This window comes from Mucilaginibacter pedocola, assembly GCF_002013915.1.
GTDB classification, from domain to species: Bacteria; Bacteroidota; Bacteroidia; order Sphingobacteriales; family Sphingobacteriaceae; genus Mucilaginibacter; species Mucilaginibacter pedocola.
The window spans coordinates 251382-268714 of sequence record NZ_MBTF01000035.1 but is presented as its reverse complement, the minus strand read 5'-3'; the positions used below and the strand labels follow the sequence as shown (position 1 = coordinate 268714).

The 17333-nt window shown below is 49.1% G+C and carries 9 protein-coding genes; 2 read left to right on the top strand and 7 right to left on the bottom strand.

From position 1 onward, the window contains the following. Positions 1–223: 223 nt before the first annotated feature. The 7 genes from BC343_RS23955 to BC343_RS23930 all read right to left on the bottom strand — a co-directional run bounded on the left by BC343_RS23955 (position 224) and on the right by BC343_RS23930 (position 11474). Positions 224–1999, bottom strand: a complete 1776-nt coding sequence (locus tag BC343_RS23955) for a carbamoyltransferase family protein (RefSeq protein WP_078350329.1) — start codon at positions 1997–1999, stop codon at positions 224–226. Positions 2000–2002: 3 nt separating this feature from the next. Further along, entirely contained in the window at positions 2003–2152 is a 150-nt protein-coding gene (locus tag BC343_RS31435) for a DUF5989 family protein (RefSeq protein ID WP_202909846.1), read from the bottom strand. Between the two features lie 2 nt (positions 2153–2154). Beyond that, positions 2155–2538 carry an SxtJ family membrane protein gene (locus tag BC343_RS23950; protein ID WP_078350328.1) on the bottom strand — a complete coding sequence of 128 codons (384 nt, stop codon included), beginning with the start codon at positions 2536–2538 and terminating at the stop codon, positions 2155–2157. Continuing rightward, positions 2538–4403: a hypothetical protein gene (locus BC343_RS23945; RefSeq protein WP_078350327.1), complete on the bottom strand. Its 1866-nt coding sequence runs from the start codon at positions 4401–4403 to the stop codon at positions 2538–2540. Before BC343_RS23945 ends, BC343_RS23950 begins: the two co-directional genes overlap by 1 nt. Positions 4404–4467: 64 nt before the next feature. Beyond that, a complete protein-coding gene (locus tag BC343_RS23940) occupies positions 4468–6075 on the bottom strand; it encodes a RagB/SusD family nutrient uptake outer membrane protein (RefSeq protein ID WP_078350326.1) in 1608 nt (535 codons plus the stop codon). Between the two features lie 11 nt (positions 6076–6086). Continuing rightward, on the bottom strand, positions 6087–9143 hold the full coding sequence (locus BC343_RS23935) for a SusC/RagA family TonB-linked outer membrane protein (protein ID WP_078350325.1): 3057 nt from the start codon (positions 9141–9143) through the stop codon (positions 6087–6089). Positions 9144–9416: 273 nt separating this feature from the next. After that, the gene (locus BC343_RS23930) at positions 9417–11474 is read right to left on the bottom strand and encodes a glycoside hydrolase family 127 protein (RefSeq protein WP_078350324.1); all 2058 of its coding nucleotides are present in this window, start codon (positions 11472–11474) and stop codon (positions 9417–9419) included. Between the two features lie 306 nt (positions 11475–11780). On the opposite strand from BC343_RS23930, the gene BC343_RS23925 reads away from it, so the two are divergent. After that, complete coding sequence (locus BC343_RS23925) at positions 11781–14216, top strand: alpha-L-arabinofuranosidase C-terminal domain-containing protein (RefSeq protein WP_078350323.1); 2436 nt, start codon at positions 11781–11783, stop codon at positions 14214–14216. A gap of 85 nt (positions 14217–14301) precedes the next feature. Further along, the gene (locus tag BC343_RS23920; RefSeq protein ID WP_078350322.1) at positions 14302–17202 is read left to right on the top strand and encodes a ligand-binding sensor domain-containing protein; all 2901 of its coding nucleotides are present in this window, start codon (positions 14302–14304) and stop codon (positions 17200–17202) included. The last annotated feature ends 131 nt before the right edge of the window (positions 17203–17333 follow it).

Here is a 17333-nt window from a genome sequence, read left to right as displayed (position 1 = left end):
AAACTGTACGTAACATATTTGCTGCGGTATCATTCAAAAAAACCGGCGCAATTTATTGCGACCGGCTTTAACCAACTAAAAATTATGAGCTATGCTTACAAAAACGGCAATACGCGGCGGGCTATCCACCGTACAATGACGTTTGAGTTTAACAAAAGTCCTTATTAGCCAAGCAATTGTTTGACACTCGCTTAGCCACTTGTAACACCAAATTGATATTTGCTTAATGCTGTTTCAGCACGATGATATTCTCGATGGCGAGCACATCTATGTCGGTTTTAAGGAAGCAGTCGATGGCATCGGCAGGCGAGCAAACGATCGGCTGATCTTTTACATTGAAGGAGGTATTTACGATAGCGGGGCAGCCCGTGAGTTGATAAAAGGCCCGTAGCAATTGATAGAACTTCCCGTTGGCAGGGCCGATGGTTTGCAACCGCGAGGTACTATCAACATGAGTTACCGCCGGGAAGGGAGATGATATATCCTTCAGTTTTTCGAAACCTTTTACATCGGCATTGGATGCGCGCTGATACTCCTGCAGCAGATCGGCAACAATAAGCATATATGGGCTGCTTTGTGCGATATCGTAATACTGTGCAGCATGCTCCTCCAATATAGCAGGGGCGAAGGGCCGGAACGACTCGCGAAACTTCACCTTCATATTGATGTGCCGCTGCATATCCGCGCCGCGGCAATCGCCAAGGATGCTGCGCGCGCCTAAGGCCCGGGGCCCAAACTCCATCCGCCCAGAAAACCATCCGACCACTTTGCCATCATTAATGTAGTTTGCAACCGCCTGCAGAAATTCATCATCGACCAAGATATGATAGCTTAATGCTTCTGCCCGCAAAGCATCCTCCACTTCGGCGGTGGACCATGCAGGGCCAAGCAATGACTGCTTCATGCTATCGCCTTCTTTGGCTTGTCTGGTAAATTTAAGGTGTAAGTATCGCGCAGCAAAAGCAGCACCCAAGGCCCCACCCGCATCGCCTGCCGCAGGTTGCACCCAAAGGCGTTTGATGGGCGTGTGTTTAAGCAACTTTCCGTTGGCTACGCAATTAAGGGCAACACCGCCGGCAAGGCACAAGTCGGTTAGTTGATGTTTCTCTGATAGAAAAGTGACCATAGTGATGAGGATGCGCTCGGTAACCGACTGGATAGAAGCCGCCACATCCATATAAAACTCATCTATCTCCGCGTCCGGCAGCCTCGCGGGTTTGCCAAATAGCTTGATGAAGTGCTTATTGATCATGGATAGCCCGCCCATGAAATCGAAGTAGCACATGTTGAGTTGAAAGGAGCCATTGGGTTTTAGATCGACTATCTCCCGCAATATCAACTCGGCAAATCGTGGCTGTCCGTAAGGCGCCAAACCCATCACTTTGTATTCGTCACTGTTTACTTTAAAGCCGAGGTATTGGGTGAACGCCGAATAAAGCAAACCCAACGAGTGCGGGAAAGGCATATCGCTAACCATACTGAGTGTGTTGCCCGCGCCTATCCATGCCGAGGTGGTGGTCCACTCGCCTACGCCATCAATAGTAAGTATAAGCGCCTTTTCAAATGGAGAAGGATAATAGCCGGATGCCGCGTGCGACTGGTGATGCCCGGTGAAGAGCAGTTTATGGTTACGCTTTGGCCAAGCTGCATCGATGTTGTTTAGCTCGCGGTTGATGAGGCGCTTTTGGAAAAGTTTTTCGCGCAGCCAAAGGGGTATAGCTTTCAGGAACGAGCGTAAACCGAACGGCGCAGTGGCTACATAACTTTCCAGCAGCCGCTCGAATTTCAGGAAAGGCTTTTCGTAAAACACTACGTGTTCTATGTCGGCAAGGGTAATACCCGCTTCGCGCAAGCAATATTTAATAGCCTCAGCAGGGAAAGCCGCATCGTTCTTTATCCTCGAAAAACGCTCTTCTTGCGCGGCAGCAATTACCTCATCGTGATGAATAAGGCAGGCGGCGCTATCGTGGTAAAAAGCGGAGATCCCGAGGATGTACATGGTTCAGAAAAGCGAATAAATAAAGGGAGCCAAAGCCGAACCGTGCGCCAGCGCAATAAGCGCCCCGAAGAAGATGAGCAGGAAGAATATAGGCCACAACCAATACTTTTTCCGGTGCCTTAAAAAGCTGAAAAACTCTGCAATTATTTCCATGTTTAAAATTGTTCTTCCATTGATGTTTGGCTACTGTCAGGCTCCTCCCAGTAAGATGCTGCCGGAGTTTTAAATTTCCGCCCCATCGTATCGCGGCCCAACAGCCGGCGGATAAGACCCAGCGGAGTTAACACTAAAAAGTATATCCCCGAAAGCATCACCACCCCGTTGATGTTACCCAATAGCTCGCCCAACCAAAGCCAGCACCTGCGAAAACCATCCGCAAGCTGTGGGCGAACAAAGCCCACAAGAGCGAAAACCACCGCTATACCTAAAGTATACCATGCGCCCGCCCTGTCTTTATAAGCTAACAGCGCCGTTACGGCAAGCAAAGCCATCGCCATTTGCAGGCAAAATTTGCGGTTGATGTTATTTGTTGCTTTCATTAGTTGGCCTTGGTGGATGCATACTTATTGGCAATACTATGCTCACCCAGCAGGCGGTAGCAGCGTGCCATCTCTTTATTATCCTGCATATTTGGTTTCTGCCTGATGTTGTTCTCTACGGCTATCATGTGCTGTAACAAACCGCGTACATTGGCCAACGTTGTGTTCTGCGGGCTTTGGCTTAAGCCGTAATCGATATAAGCCAGGGCATTTTGCAATTGCTGCCGTTTCACCTCCAGTTCGAAAAGTTCTTGTGCCAATTGCATAGAGGGCTGCATTTTAAATGCCCGACCCAGATAATTGGCTGCCTTATCTAATTGCCCGAGTTTTGCACTTAGTCCGCCTGCCATGGTGTAAAATGCAGGGTCGGTAGGGTACTCCAGTAGCACTGCTTCGGCTACTTTCAACATCCCGATAGTGTCCCGACGGCGCTGGTAGTTCTCCATCAACTTATCCATGGCATCGGTCCATTTTAAACCGCGGGCAGCCATATCGTAGCCAACGCTATCTTCAAAAGCGACAGGCGTAACCAGTTTTATTTTTTGGGTGAAAGGCCAGCGTTGTTTCAATAGTTGGATAGTGTATGCGCCAAAAGCAGAATCGGCACGGGTGATAGGCATCTCCTGCCGAAGTTGTTGCAGGGTTAGGTTGCGCGCAGGTTTTGCAGGCAGCAGGTGGCGTTTGTTAAGCGCCTGATAAAAAGCGTCCGACAGCAAAGCATAACCAAACAAATTAGGATGCACATGCTCGGTAAGGGTGCTGTTGCCAATAATACCATTCGGCGAATTTGCCTCGAATATAGCTTTAGCATCCACCAAATAAGTTTGCGGGTAGCGCTTCGTCAAAGCTATTACCTCTGCATTTATTTCTTCCGGCGCACGGAAGCGTAGTTTATCGGCTTGTTTGGCAGCTACAAAAAGTTGTTTCGCCTTTAAGTAATTACCCGTAGCATATTCCTGCTGTGCTGTTTTGTATAAGCCCCCAGCATTGCCTTTTGTATCGCTAATAAAAGGCCGCAGGTCCTTTTCGTTGCTTACTATCGTACTCAAAAACACCGGGACACCCTTTGCGGATAACGTTCTACAAACCGCATCCATATTATCAGCGAACTGTTCGATACCCGCTTTATATATCTCCGAACCTTCCGGAATTTTCTGTTCCTGCGCCATACGCTCCATCAGGTTTTTGGAAACATCCGCATCCGCCGAATTTTTGCCCTTGAACAGGGAGGTATATCCGTTGAATAGTAACTGCACAACGCGCAACTTCTTTAAAGCTATCAATGCTCGCACAACCGTTTGGTTACTGCCTAATTTACTGGTAGAGCCAACACCCAAGGCCCCGTAATATTCGTTATGCCCGCAATAAATAAGTACTGCATCGGGCTTGTAAGCGGGCAGCTCGGCAGCTATATCCCGCACGGTGAACGAGTTTACAGCTGTTAGCGCGAGGTTAATAATTTCTATTTGCTTCTCCGGGTATTGCTGCATCAACCGGTATTGCAAGAACCGATGGAACGCCCCATTGTGCATATAAGGGAAACCAATAGTGGTAGACTCGCCCAGCACAAAAAACCGCAACAGCCCCTTTGGCTTTTCCTTCAAAAATGGCTCGGCGTTGCCTATGGTGGCATTAGCGCCAATAGTAAAATAGCGTTGCGACAAATGCGGGTTGACGACTAAGTAATCGGGCTGATTTTCGTCGGCAAGGAACAGGCTCAGGTCCTGACCGTAATGGAACAGCCGCAGCAAAACTTCCAATAGGCCCATTATTACAAATGGCAACAAAACGGCAAAAAGCTTAAAAAACAGCGTTTTTCTGCTGTTCTTTAAGCTACCATGTTTATTTGTTTTGCTTATTGCCATAGTGACCGTTTAAAATGCCAGAAAAGGGTGCTGCAAAAAATGCGGCACCCTTTTACAGGATAGTTTAATACCCCGTATTCTGTTTAAGATTCGGGTTGGAATTAAGCACCTGCTGCGGTATAGGGAATATCGACCTAAAATCGCCGTTGGGTTTGTGTGATAGCCAACTTTTGGTGGTGAACACCCCGAAGCGGATATCATCGCGACGGCGGTGGGCTTCCCAGGGGAACTCGTAGCCCAGCTCGTCCAGCATACCACCGAACGGTACTACGGCCTGGTTGCCGGGATTGGTAATGTTATAATTCTCCACAAAGCCATAGTTGTATTTGCTGTTACCCGCCAGTTGCGCGCCGGTCACGGTAGCCTGCGTAGCATCGGTAAAGTTGCGGGCACGTACCTGCGTTACTATCTGCGCAGCTTCGGCGCTGTTGCCGCTTCTTAATAAACATTCCGCCTTCATCAACAATACTTCGGCGTAGCGGAAGAAGGGGAAATCGTTACTCAGGTCGCTCAGTGCGCCGGTTTTTACTTCGAATTTGTTCATGCGATAGCCTTCGGTCTCGCTGGTGAAAAGCCCGTCGGGCAGGCGGTTCACAAAGTTGAGCGGCTGCCCATTTTTATCGTAAGAGCCCCTTAACGGCGTAACACCATCCGCCCTGAATTGCGGGCCCATCAGCCAGGTATCGGCAAGCCTTTTATCGGCAGCATTGTAGGTATCAATAAACTGCGGGATACCCTGCGCCGAACCCGAACCCCAAGGCGTGGCCTGCATCGAAACTTTATCCTTCAGGGCACCATGCCACGAAAACATCTCTACAAAAAAGCCCTTGCCCTGGTTCTCGTCGAACGGTATAGCAAAAACTATCTCCGGCGAGTTCTCATTAGAGGTTTTGAAAACGTTTTTGAAAGCCGGCTCCAGCGAGTATTTGTTAGAGGCAATAATATCGTTACACTGCGCCAGGGCCTCTGCCCATTTAGCAGTGCCGGTGTACACTTGTGCATTCAGGTAAATGTTGGCCAACAAGGCTTTTGCCCCCCATTTGTTAAAACGGCCGTACATCAGCTTATCGTTATTCTCGCTCAGGTTTGGCAGGGCATCGGTAACATCTTTAACAATAAAGTTGTAAATATCGGTGCGCGAAGCTGTCTGCGGCAGTTCGGTAGAGGTGCTGGTTACCAGCGGCGCATTACCAAAGTTGTCACAAATAAGCCAGTAGTAAAATGCTCTTACCACCTTCATTTCGGCAATAAGCGATTCTTTTTTAGTACCGGCATCGGGCGGAATGCTGCCTTTATCCAATTGCTCGATGATGCGGTTGGCGTTAATTACGCCCGCATAAAGCGTTTGCCACATATTGCCCATTTGCGGGTTCTCCGAGTTCCACGTATGCAGGTGTATGCGTTTGTAAATACCGGCATCTTCCCAACCCGATGGATTGGCAGGCATCACTATCTCGTCAGAACTGGTTTCCTGCAGGGCGTAATAACTGGTGTGCGAAAACAGGCCGCGCAGGTTGGCATAGGTAATGCCCATGGCCGCGTAGGCACCGGTGTATTTGTAGGTTTGCGCAGAAAGGTCCGAAAAAGTTACCTCGTTCAGATCGTTCTTGCAACCCGGTATGGCTGTCAGCATTAAAGCAGGCAACAACATTAAATATTTTAATTTTTTCATGGTCGGCTTAATTAAAATGTGAAGAATGCACCCAAGGTGTAGGTTGATGTAGCGGGGTAACGGTTCCTGTCGTCGACACCCGGCGCAAGGCCAAGTATGGCAACTTCAGGGTCGATGCCTTTGTATTTCGAGAACGTTTTCAGGTTAGAGCCCGATGCATAAACACGCACGCTTTTGATGTAGCGGCTTTTTATGGCCAGGTTGTAGCCCAGGGTTACGTTATCTATCTTCCAATAGTCGCCATTCTCAATATAGTAGCTCACATAGCTAACCGATTGGTCGTCTGCCAGCGGGCGTTTGCCATACACATTATCGTAGGCCGTTTTCAGCAGGTTACCGCGGGTCATCATCACCGGGGCATCGTACCAAATACGCGGGGTGTTCAGTATCTGGAACCCAAAAGCACCGCGCATGGTAATGTTCAGGTCGAAACCTTTGTACGAGAAGCTGTTGTTCCAGGCCAGGTAATGCTTAGGCAAACCGTTACCAATAATTTGTTTATCATCTGCCTGTGCCTGTACAATAGGTTTGGGGTTACCATCCTTGCCTTGTACTATCCAGTGGCCGGCATCATCTATATCCACACTCTTAAAGCCCCAGAAGTTGCCAATAGGCTGGCCAATTTGTACGCGACTGGTGGGAGTTTGTATAGGCTCTGCCAAAAAGCCGGCGTCAAAATAACCGCTGGCCAGTTGGAAGCTTTTGTCGGACAATGAAAGGATCTTGTTTTTGTTGGTAGAGTAATTCACCTGCGTATTCCAGGTAAAATCCTTACCCTGCACGGCGGCAATGTTCACGCCCACCTCAATACCCTTGTTCTCCATTGATGCGGCGTTGGCCGTAATGTTGTTGTACAGGTATGGCGGCGTAGCTACGGGGTAGTTAAAGAGCAGGTCGCTGGTGGTGCGGTTGTAGTAATCAACCGTTGCGGTAATGCGGTTATCCAACACACCAATATCCATACCCACGTTCAACTCTTTTTTGCGCTCCCAGCGCAGGTCGGGGTTGGCGTTGCTCGATGGGTTAATGGCTTGTATCCACTGCCCGTTCACGTAGGTGTTGGTATTGAAGTTTATCCTATCCAACGATAAGTACGGACTGGCAGGCTCGGTACCGGTGATACCATAACCCGCGCGGAATTTTAACGAACTGATGGTTTTGTTATCGACAAGGAAGGATTCTTTCTTCACGTTCCAGCCGACAGACGCTGCCGGGAAATTACCCCATTTGTGGTTCACCCCGAATTTTGATGAACCCTCGCGGCGTATACTTGCCATCAGCAGGTATTTATCGTTAAAGGCGTAATTCAAACGGAAGAAATAACCGATCAGCTTATTCTGGCTGCGGTACGAGTTTTCTACACCCTGGCCGCGGCTAAGCGCACGGCCCGATTGCAGGCTATTGTATGAGTTATCGTTAGTAGGGAAATCGTAGTTCTGCGCGTAAAAGCTCTGGAAATCGGTTTCGCGCCAGCTATAACCTGCCAAACCGGTAAAGGCATGCAGGCCAATGTTCTTTTTGTAGTTGATGGTAGCCTCCAACAGGTTCTCTTCGTTGCGTTGCGCGCCCCTTGCGGCATAACCATTCTTACCATCGTGCAGGGTGGAGTAGTGCTGCTTGGTTTCCGAGTAGCCTGAGAAGTTATTCAACAAGTCGCGCGAACCCAATACTTTAAAGTCCAGATCGGTTATGGGTGTAAACGTTACCGAACCAATAGTACGCAGGTCGGTGTTTTGCTGTATACCATCCGAATTATAAAGCAACGATACCGGGTTGGCATAATCCGTTTTATCTACATGTTCCGAATAGCTGCCATCCGCTTCTTTCACAGGTTGGGTAGGGTTCAGGTAAATAGCGTTGCGGTAAACATCGCCACGGAAACCGCCGCCATCAAAACCGAAAAAGTTTTGCTCGTAGCCGTTAATGTTAGCATTCAGTTTCAGTTTACCATCAAACATATTGTGGTTCACCTCTATGCGCGGGAAAATGGTTTTATTGTTAGAGCGCTGCATGATACCGTTCAGGTTACGGTAGTTGAGGTTCACCACGTAGTTCGTATTTTCGTTAGAGCCTTTCAAGTCGATGTTGTACACCTGCGAGAAAGGGTTTTGCAACACCTCGGGCAGCCAGTCGGTGCTCGATCCATAGTCGGTTGCACCCGGTTTCTTTTGGGCCACGTATTGCCTGTACTCGTCGGCGTTTAAAAAGTTGAGGCGTTTGGTTATCCTTTGGGTAGTGAAGTAAGTGTTGAACTCCATCTTAGGAGCCGACGGGCCTTTAGCCTTACGCGTAGTGATCAGGATAACGCCATTGGTACCACGCGTACCATAAATAGCGGCTGCCGAACCATCCTTCAATACGTCGACAGATTCGATATCTTCCGGTGCAACCGTGGTTAAAGTACCCGGCACACCATCAATAATTACCAGCGGACTGGTGCTGGCATTAAGCGTAGCTATACCACGCAGGTTCACCTGGGCAGTAGCGGTTGGGTTACCATCGGTAGTAACAACCGACAGGCCCGGCACTTTGCCACGAATCAACTGCGCTGCATCGTTTACCGAACCTTTTACAAAGTCCTTAGCTTTTACGGTAGATACTGCGCTGGTTACCTCACCGCGGCGCTGGGTACCGTAACCTACCACAACTACCTCATCAAGCCCTTTTGGCTCGTCGAGCAGTTGTATATTGATGGTGGTTTTGCTCTCGCTAAACGTTACTTCCTGCGAAGCAAAGCCGATGAACGAGAACACCAGCGTACCGGTAGCGTTGGGCACCGTGAGGCGGTAATTACCGTTAATGTCGGTAGTGGTGCCGGTGGTGGTGCCTTTTAGCTGCACGTTAACGCCCGGCAGGGGCAAATTTTTACTATCTGTTACCTTACCGGTAATGGTGGCCGGTGGTATGGGTTGCGTTGAAGTGCTTGCGGCGCCAATGGGTTTAATGGTGCCCGCTGCGGCCGGTTGAAAGCAGAGAACGGTTGCCGGCAATAAGGTTAATGCCATAGCTTTCCGGTATCTTCCGCCCAGGGGGTATAGCCGCAATACACTATTGAAAAATATTTTCATACTTTTGAATGTCTGGTTAATTAGGTTGATAATTACTTGAGTGGTTATTTGCTGTAGCCCGACTTGCCGGGATCTGTCGCAAGCATTTCCCGGTTTTGCGTTATGGCCTTTTTGTAAACTTTATTGCATACGCAGGTTCCTTCCTTGGTTTAAATTGGTTGCCGTATATCTTTTTTTAAAATGAGCATCCCCAGCACCGGTATTTTTCACCCGATGTAAAAGTTCTTCAGCAGCTTTTAGCGCTGCTGAAGAGTTTCAATAAATATTAGTTTGCTATTTGGCCTTCTCCGGTATCCAAACCTGGTACGGCGCGCCTAATTCCCTGTTGCCAAGGGTGTAAAAAGGCACAGCTGTAAAGTCAACCGTTTTCCCCGTAGCCTCGTTTACCGCTTTACCCGTTACCACGTTAACGCCGTTGAGCAGGTTCGGCTTGTAAGTGAGCACCATTGGTGTATTAGGGCTTACCTTGTACGATGCCAATGATGGGTTATCAATAGTTTCGAAGCTGTACAATACCGGCCCCGAAGCAATGGCCAGTTTGCTTTTAACGCTCTGTACCGAATCATTAGCCGTTACCACACGGGGCGCCATTGGTAACGACAGGCTTATTGCGTCGCCTTTTTTCCATTTACGGTTAATAACCGCATAACCATTTACCGGCTGTACTTTCATGGCAACACCATTCACTTTTAACGTTGCCCTCCCGGTGCTGTTAGATGTATACAAACCGTAAGGGTTTTCTTTCCCTTGCGCCCAGCCCGGGATGCGCACTTTTACCGTAAAGTTTTTAGGAACTGCAGGGCTTACGGTTATTTTGGTGTCGCCTTTCCAGGGGTATTGTGTGCTTTGATTCAATAACACTTCGCTGTCGGCAACCTTTACCGTTGCTTCGCTGCCTATGAACAGGTTCACGTAAACATCTTTTGCATCCTGTGCGTAAATGTATTGCGGCAGTACGCCTATCATTTTCAATATCATGGGCGGGCAGCAAGGGCAATCGTGCCAGGCCCAGCGTTTGTTACCGTTGCCCACCAGCGGGTTTTCGTAAAAGTATTTCTCACCGCTTAACGATACGCCCGAAAGCAGGTTATTGTAAGCTACGCGCTCAAATTCGTCCATGTATTTGCCATCGGCTTCCAGTTCATTCATCCTGCCGCTGAAGAAAGCCGAACTGATAGAGGCGCAGGTTTCACCGTAGGCATTCTCGGGCAAAAAGTAATTGGGGCCAAATTTCTCTTCATCGTGTATAGCACCCTCGCCACCGGTGATGAAAAGCTTTTTGCCTATCATATTATCCCAAAGGGTATTGGCGGCCAATATGTACTTCGGGTCTTTATTTTCCAACGCAGCGGTAGTTACACCGGTGGCAAACAGCGTTGCCCTAACGGCGTGCCCCTCAATAGTTTTTTGCTCAAAAACCGATTTATCATCCTGGTCATAAGCTTTCAGGTTCTCGCGTTTGTGGGTGCCATCAGCATTGCCATGGTCGCCGCGTGCCTCTATCCAAAATTTAGCCAGGTCAAAATATTGTTGTTCTTCTACCGGAGCGCCTACTTTGCTTTTAAGCGCAGGGTTTTGCTTGAACAACCAATACAGTTTTATCAACGCCTCTTCAGGGCCGCCATGGCCGGGTACTACGTTCAGTTTTGGATATGGGCCCATTACTTTGTACATATAGTTGCTCAGCTTTACGGCAACGGTAAGCAGTTTGGTTTCGCCGGTGGCGTTGTAGTAATGCACTGCCGCCTCTACCAGCATGCCTGCGTTATAGCAATCGTGCTGCCAGGTATCGCTGCCACCATTAGTTCCCCAGCGCATAGTGGGGCGGGTAAGGGTGGTGTAGGTGTTTATGTAGCCATCAGGGTCGGCAGCTTGGGCTGCGGCTATACGGTCTATATAGGCATCTATCTTTTTCTGCAAGGTAGGGTCGGGGTGCTCGGCCAGCAAGTCGGCGGCACCGCGGATAGTTTCGTAAACCAGGCCATCGTACCAGGGCGGGCCGTCGTGGGTTTTGGTATCTACCTTGCCTTTGGCTACCTCGTCAAAATTCAGGAAAGCGTTACGGGTACGACCGAGCTTTTCTTTTTCCGCGATAATGTCGGGCCGGTCGGGGACGTATTTACCCTCCAGTTTATCGAACACATCATACACGGTTTTAGATGTCCATACCTTCAGTTTAGGGCTCCAGAACGAGTCGTCTATCCGCACCTGCTGAAAAGTTAACGGGGTTATGATCTGGGTTTTACCACCCGTTTGCGCAAGCGCGGGCAATGATAACAGCGCCAGCTGACTGCACACCAGGGCTATGCGGTGCCTTTTAAAAAATGCCATTGAGTAAAATTTTATTCGTTTATGTTGGTATATAATTGAAGCCCTTGCTATAGTGGATATGCAATACTTCTATTTCGGATGCAATTTGGGGTTTATGTGTGCCTTGTTTTAGCACAATCTTAACTTTTTCTTGCACTTTATTGATATGTGTATTTTAGGGGTTAAAATACGAATTTCGATGCTTTTACTGTGTAATTGCATTACGCAAGGGCTAAACTTAGTCAATATTGATGTAAAAGCCGTCAAAAGGGTGCAAGCCAATTTGCAGCACATGGCAGACATTAGGCGGAATTATAAAAACCTGTTATGAACATATCCCGATCATCTATCAACCTCCTCACAAAGGCGGGCATTTTCTCTGTATTACTCTTTAAAACCGCGGCGGCCGATGCTCAATCGGCACATATTACTATCGATGCCGCTAAGGTTCTAAATAAAGTGCCTGCTACGCTGTATGGTTCGTGCATTGAGGATGTGAATCACGAGGTTTACGGCGGTATTTATGGCGAGCGCATTTACGGCGGCAACTTTGAAGAACCCGCACTTGCCCATGCCTTTAAGGGCTGGGCCAACCTGCAAGGCGAGTGGCGCATTGGCGGTGGTGGCGCAGGCTCGGCAGCAGGCCCGGGATATACCATATTGCGCAATGGCGTACAGACCAACAACGGCTCTATAGAAGCCGATATTGCCTTTACAGATAGGGGGCGCGATGCAGGACTCTTATTCCGGGTAACAAAAGCTACGCCCGGAAGCCCTTATTTTAATGGTTACCGCGTAAGCTGCAGCAAAGGGCAACGCCGAATAAGGCTCGAAAAATTCAACGGCAGGCCTGCACTGGTAGACGAAAGTGCAGAAGATATCGATATTAAAAACGAAGTCCACCTTAAGATAAAAGCCACAGGCAACCACATATCGGTTTACGTGAACAGCAGCGAAACACCGGTTATCGACTATAGCGATAAAACGCCCCTCCCGGCAGGAAGCGTCGGTTTGTACACCAACAATGCTGCGGCAAGTTTTCAAAACATAGCTATAGATGCCGATGGTAATAAAAGTAAAGAAGCAAGCCTTACTCCCGTTACGGCACTACAAGTAAGCTTTCAATGGAAGCCTGTGGGACCGGTAGCGGCGGTAAAATATTCACTCGATTCGGCCGATGCTGTATCGGGCAGGCAGGCACAGGTAATAGAGGCTTTAACCGCTAATTCCAAAGCCGGCATTTCCAACGCCGGGCTTAACCATTGGGGCATCAGTATAAAAAAAGGGCAGCGTTATCCGGGGTTTGTTTACCTGAAAGCGCAGGGCTACAGCGGAACGGTTATGGTTACGCTGGAGAGCGATGATGCCAAAACCATTTATGCAAAAGCAACCATTAGCGGTGTTTCTTCGGCATGGAAAAAGTACTCTTTCAGCCTGCAAACTACAGGCAGTACCGCCCGCGGCAATTTGGTGATACGCCTACTGGGAAAAGGAAAGCTTTTGATCGACCGCGCATCGCTCAGCGGAGCACCTCAGGATGAATTTAAAGGACTAAACCTGCGGGCGGATATTGCCGGCATGATGCAAAAGGAAGGGCTTAGCTTTTTACGCTATGGCGGTACCATGGTGAACGCAAAAGAATATAACTGGAAGAACATGACGGGCCCGCAAAGCCTGCGCCCGCCCTACAGAGGGCATTGGTACCCGTGGTCGAACAACGGGTTTGGCTTCGAGGAGTTTTTGCAGTTATGCGAGGCAGCCGGATTCACGAGCGCCTTTGCCGTTAATACCGAAGATTCGGCTGAGGATATTGCCAACATGGTGGAGTATTTAACCGCTGATAAAAGCACTGCATGGGGCGCAAAACGCGCGGCCGTTGGGCACCCTAAACCTTACCCGGTGAAGTACATAGAAATTGGGAATGAGGAAGTGATATGGGGCGATAAAAAGGAAGATTACGAACATTACGCCCAACGCTTTAACATCCTGTACGATGCCATTCATGCTAAAAACCCGGCTATAAAAGTAGTTTGCGCTGCCTGGTGGCGGCCTAAATCGCCCAATATGGAGATCGTATTTAAAGCTATAAACGGCCGAGCCGATTATTGGGACCTGCACACCGATGCCGACGAAGCTGCTGCGGGCACCACGGTGGATAAGAACATCCAACACATGCATGATCTGTTTTTGCAATGGGACCCGGCCACCAAAATGAAGTGCGCCGTGTTTGAAGAAAATGGCGGGCTGCACAATATGCAACGTGCATTGGGCCACGCCACTACGCTGAATGCCATACGCCGCCACGGCGATTTTGTGCTTACCTCATGCCCGGCCAATGCCCTGCAACCTTACCTGCAAAATGATAACGACTGGGACCAGGGGCAAATATTCTTCACACCAGATAAAGTTTGGGGTATGCCGCCCTTCTACGTGCAGCAAATGGCATCGGCCAACCACCAGAGGTTGCGCATTGCCGAAACGGTTGAAGGCCCGCTTGATGTAAGCGCCACCCGCTCGGATGATGGTAAAGAACTGGTATTGCACATTGTGAATACGGGCAAAAGCGAAGTAACCTCTGCGCTTGATATCACCAATTTTAAAGCCACGGGGCAAGTTGCCGTAACTACTATCAGCGCCCCGCCTTCGGCAGAAAACACATTGGAGGAACCCAGTAGAGTTTCGCCTTTGAGCAAGGTGATATCCCTGCAAAAGGAGTACACCTTCCTACCGAACTCTTATACTATAATGCGTTTTAAAAGATAAAAACCAACGGCACGCCATTGCCAAATGTTGACTAAATTACGGCTCGGTTAACCGCATGTTAAATACGGTTAACCGATGCCTGTAAATGAAGAAGTTTTTCGCCCTGCTGCCCTTTGTTATTTATGCTTTTTTGCTGCCATGCAAGGCACAAAATATGCTGGGTACACCGGCTATAAACAACTATAAACCCGAACAGTACCGCGCGGCAAACGACATTTGGCACACCGCACAAGATGCCGGCGGCAGGCTTTATTTTGCTAATGATGAGGGACTGCTTTGTTTCGATGGTACTTACTGGAAAACTTACCTGCTCCCCAACAAAAGCGGCATCAAGTCGGTAGCTATAGATGGGAAGGGGCGTATATGGGTTGGCGGGCTTGATGAGATCGGCTACTTTTTTCCCAACGCACAAGGACTACTGAAATACCATTCGCTCACCCAACTACTGCCGCTTAAAGCGCGGCAATTTGCAGATGTATGGGATATTGTGCTGTATAACGATGAGGTGTTTTTCCGCACCATCGAATGCATCTTCGAGCTAAAGAACAATACCATACACACTTTTGATGCGCCATCCGCATGGATGATGCTGGCTTGTGCGGGCAAGGAACTTTTTGCTTATGATAAAGACCTGGGGCTGCTCACGTTCGGGCAGGGCAAATGGCAGCCTGCTACCGATGGCGCCATAACTACCCGTATAACCGGCATAGCCGAATACGGGCGCGACACCTTGCTGCTGGCTACCCGCAATAACGGACTGCTGTTTTTAAGCGGACGAAAAGTTACACCCGCCCCTGCCGCCATAAACACCGAATTACGCACCGACCCGGTGAACTTTATGCAAGGCATGCCCAACGGACAATACCTAATTGGTACCGCAGCAAAGGGCGTTTTTATATTGGATAAAGCACTTAGGGTTACAGCCCACTACACTACGGCACAAGGGTTGCAAAACAACAATGTACACAGTGTCTTTGCCGATGATAGCCATAACTTGTGGCTTGGATTGGAGAGCGGCACCGACCATATTTTTTACAACACCGCGGTCACCCGAATCACCCCTAACCATAATAACAGGCTCAAAAGCAATGCGGTTACCGTTTTCGATAATACATTATACATTGGTACCTCCAATGGCATTTACGCTACGCCGCTTAGTACCCTTCAGCGGGATATCAGTAAACAAAACGCCGCCTTTACCGAAGTTACCGGCACCAAGGGGCAGGCCTGGAGTTTTACCGAAATTAACGGGCAGCTATATGCCGGCCACCAGGATGGCGTTCTGGCTATCAACGGCTACTCGGCTACACCAATTACACCCGGCCCGGGTGCCTGGATGCTGAAGCAATTGCCCAACACCAACCATGTGGTGGCGGGCACCTACACAGGTTTCCAGTTGCTGAACCGGCAAGGCGGCGCGCTCGGCTTTGTTGACCGGATAAATGGCATTTACGAATCGTTAGGGAATTTGGCGGTTGATGCCGGGGGTAATGTCTGGGCATCGCACCCGTTCCGGGGGATATATAAAGCACAACTATCGCCCAACCATCAAAAGGTATTGCACGCTACCCATTACACGGGCAAGAACGGGTTGCCGTCATCAGCCAATAACCGCGTAAACTTTATCCGCAACCAAATTGTAGCCGCCACGGTTAGCGGCGTTTATGAATACGATGCAGGAAAAGACAAATTCGTTCGTTCTCATTTTTACCAAAAGCTATTCGGCGATGCAGGCGTTCAGTTCTTAACTACCGATGCAGCGGGGAAAATCTGGTTCATTTGCGGCCAGCGCGCCGGGGTGGCCGACTTCAGCAAACCCGCCGGTAGCCAAGCTTACACAGTTACTTATTTCCCCGAAGTAGCCGGGCAAAAGGCAAGGTCGGCGCAATACATTTACCCTTACGATGCCGAAAATATTTTTGTGGGGAGCGATGATGGCGTATTCCATTTAAACTATAAAAAGTACGCTGCTGCGGCTGTAAAACAGCAAGTGCTACTATCATCGGTAACGGCCGTTGGCGAAAAGGATAGTGTTATCTTTGGCGGGTACTTTACAGGTACGGGTGCACCGGATGCCGGGCAGGTAATATCTTTACCCAATAAATGGAACTCCTTTCGTTTCGAATACTCGTCTACCTCGTTCAGCCCTAACAATACCCGGGAGTTTACCTACAAACTGAAAGGCTTTGATAAAGAATGGGCGGAATGGGCCAGCAAAACCGAAAAAGATTATACCAATCTCCCCTACGGTAAATACACCTTTTGGGTAAAGGCGCGGAACAGCTTTGGTGCGGAGTCGGCACCATTGGGTTATACTTTTATTGTAGAGCCAGCCTGGTACCAAACCATTTGGGCCTACCTGCTTTATGCTGCGTTGGTAGCTGCCTTGGTTTATGCAGGTGTCCGCTTACAGCAAAAACGACTGGCCCTGCAGCAACGCCGGCACGAAGATGAGCAACGCCGCCTCAGCTATCTGCACAGCCTGGAGCTCGACCGCAACGAGAAAGAAATTATTGCCCTGCGTAACGATAAACTGGAAGCCGACCTGAACTATAAAAACAAAGAGCTGGCAACACTAACTATGCAGATGGTAGGCCGTGGCAAGCTATTGCAGGATATTGAGGAAGAGCTGGAACAGTTACTCAAAAAACTGAACATACCCGATGCCGGGCATCAATTCAGAAGCGTGTTCCGCCTTCTGGGCGATAGCGAAAAAAGCAGCGAGGACTGGGATAATTTTGCGCTGTATTTTGACGAGGTGCACAACAACTTCCTCAGCAAGCTAAAAGCCAAATTCCCTAACCTATCCCCCACCGACCTTAAGCTTTGCGCCTACCTGCGGCTCAACCTGTCATCAAAAGAAATTGCCCAACTACTCAACATCTCGCTGAAGGGAGTAGAGGTGAGCCGCTATCGCCTGCGCAAAAAACTGCAGATTGTTACGGAAACTAATTTGTACGATTTCCTGATAGAGGCAACAAAATAACCATTGGCAGTTAATTAAGATAAGTTAGGCGATTTTGTTAGCCCATCGGGCTAAAAGCTTTGTAGAAAACCATTCAACCACGCTTTCGAGCGCCGTAGGTGCTCAACTAAGCCGGGTTCAACACCTAACGG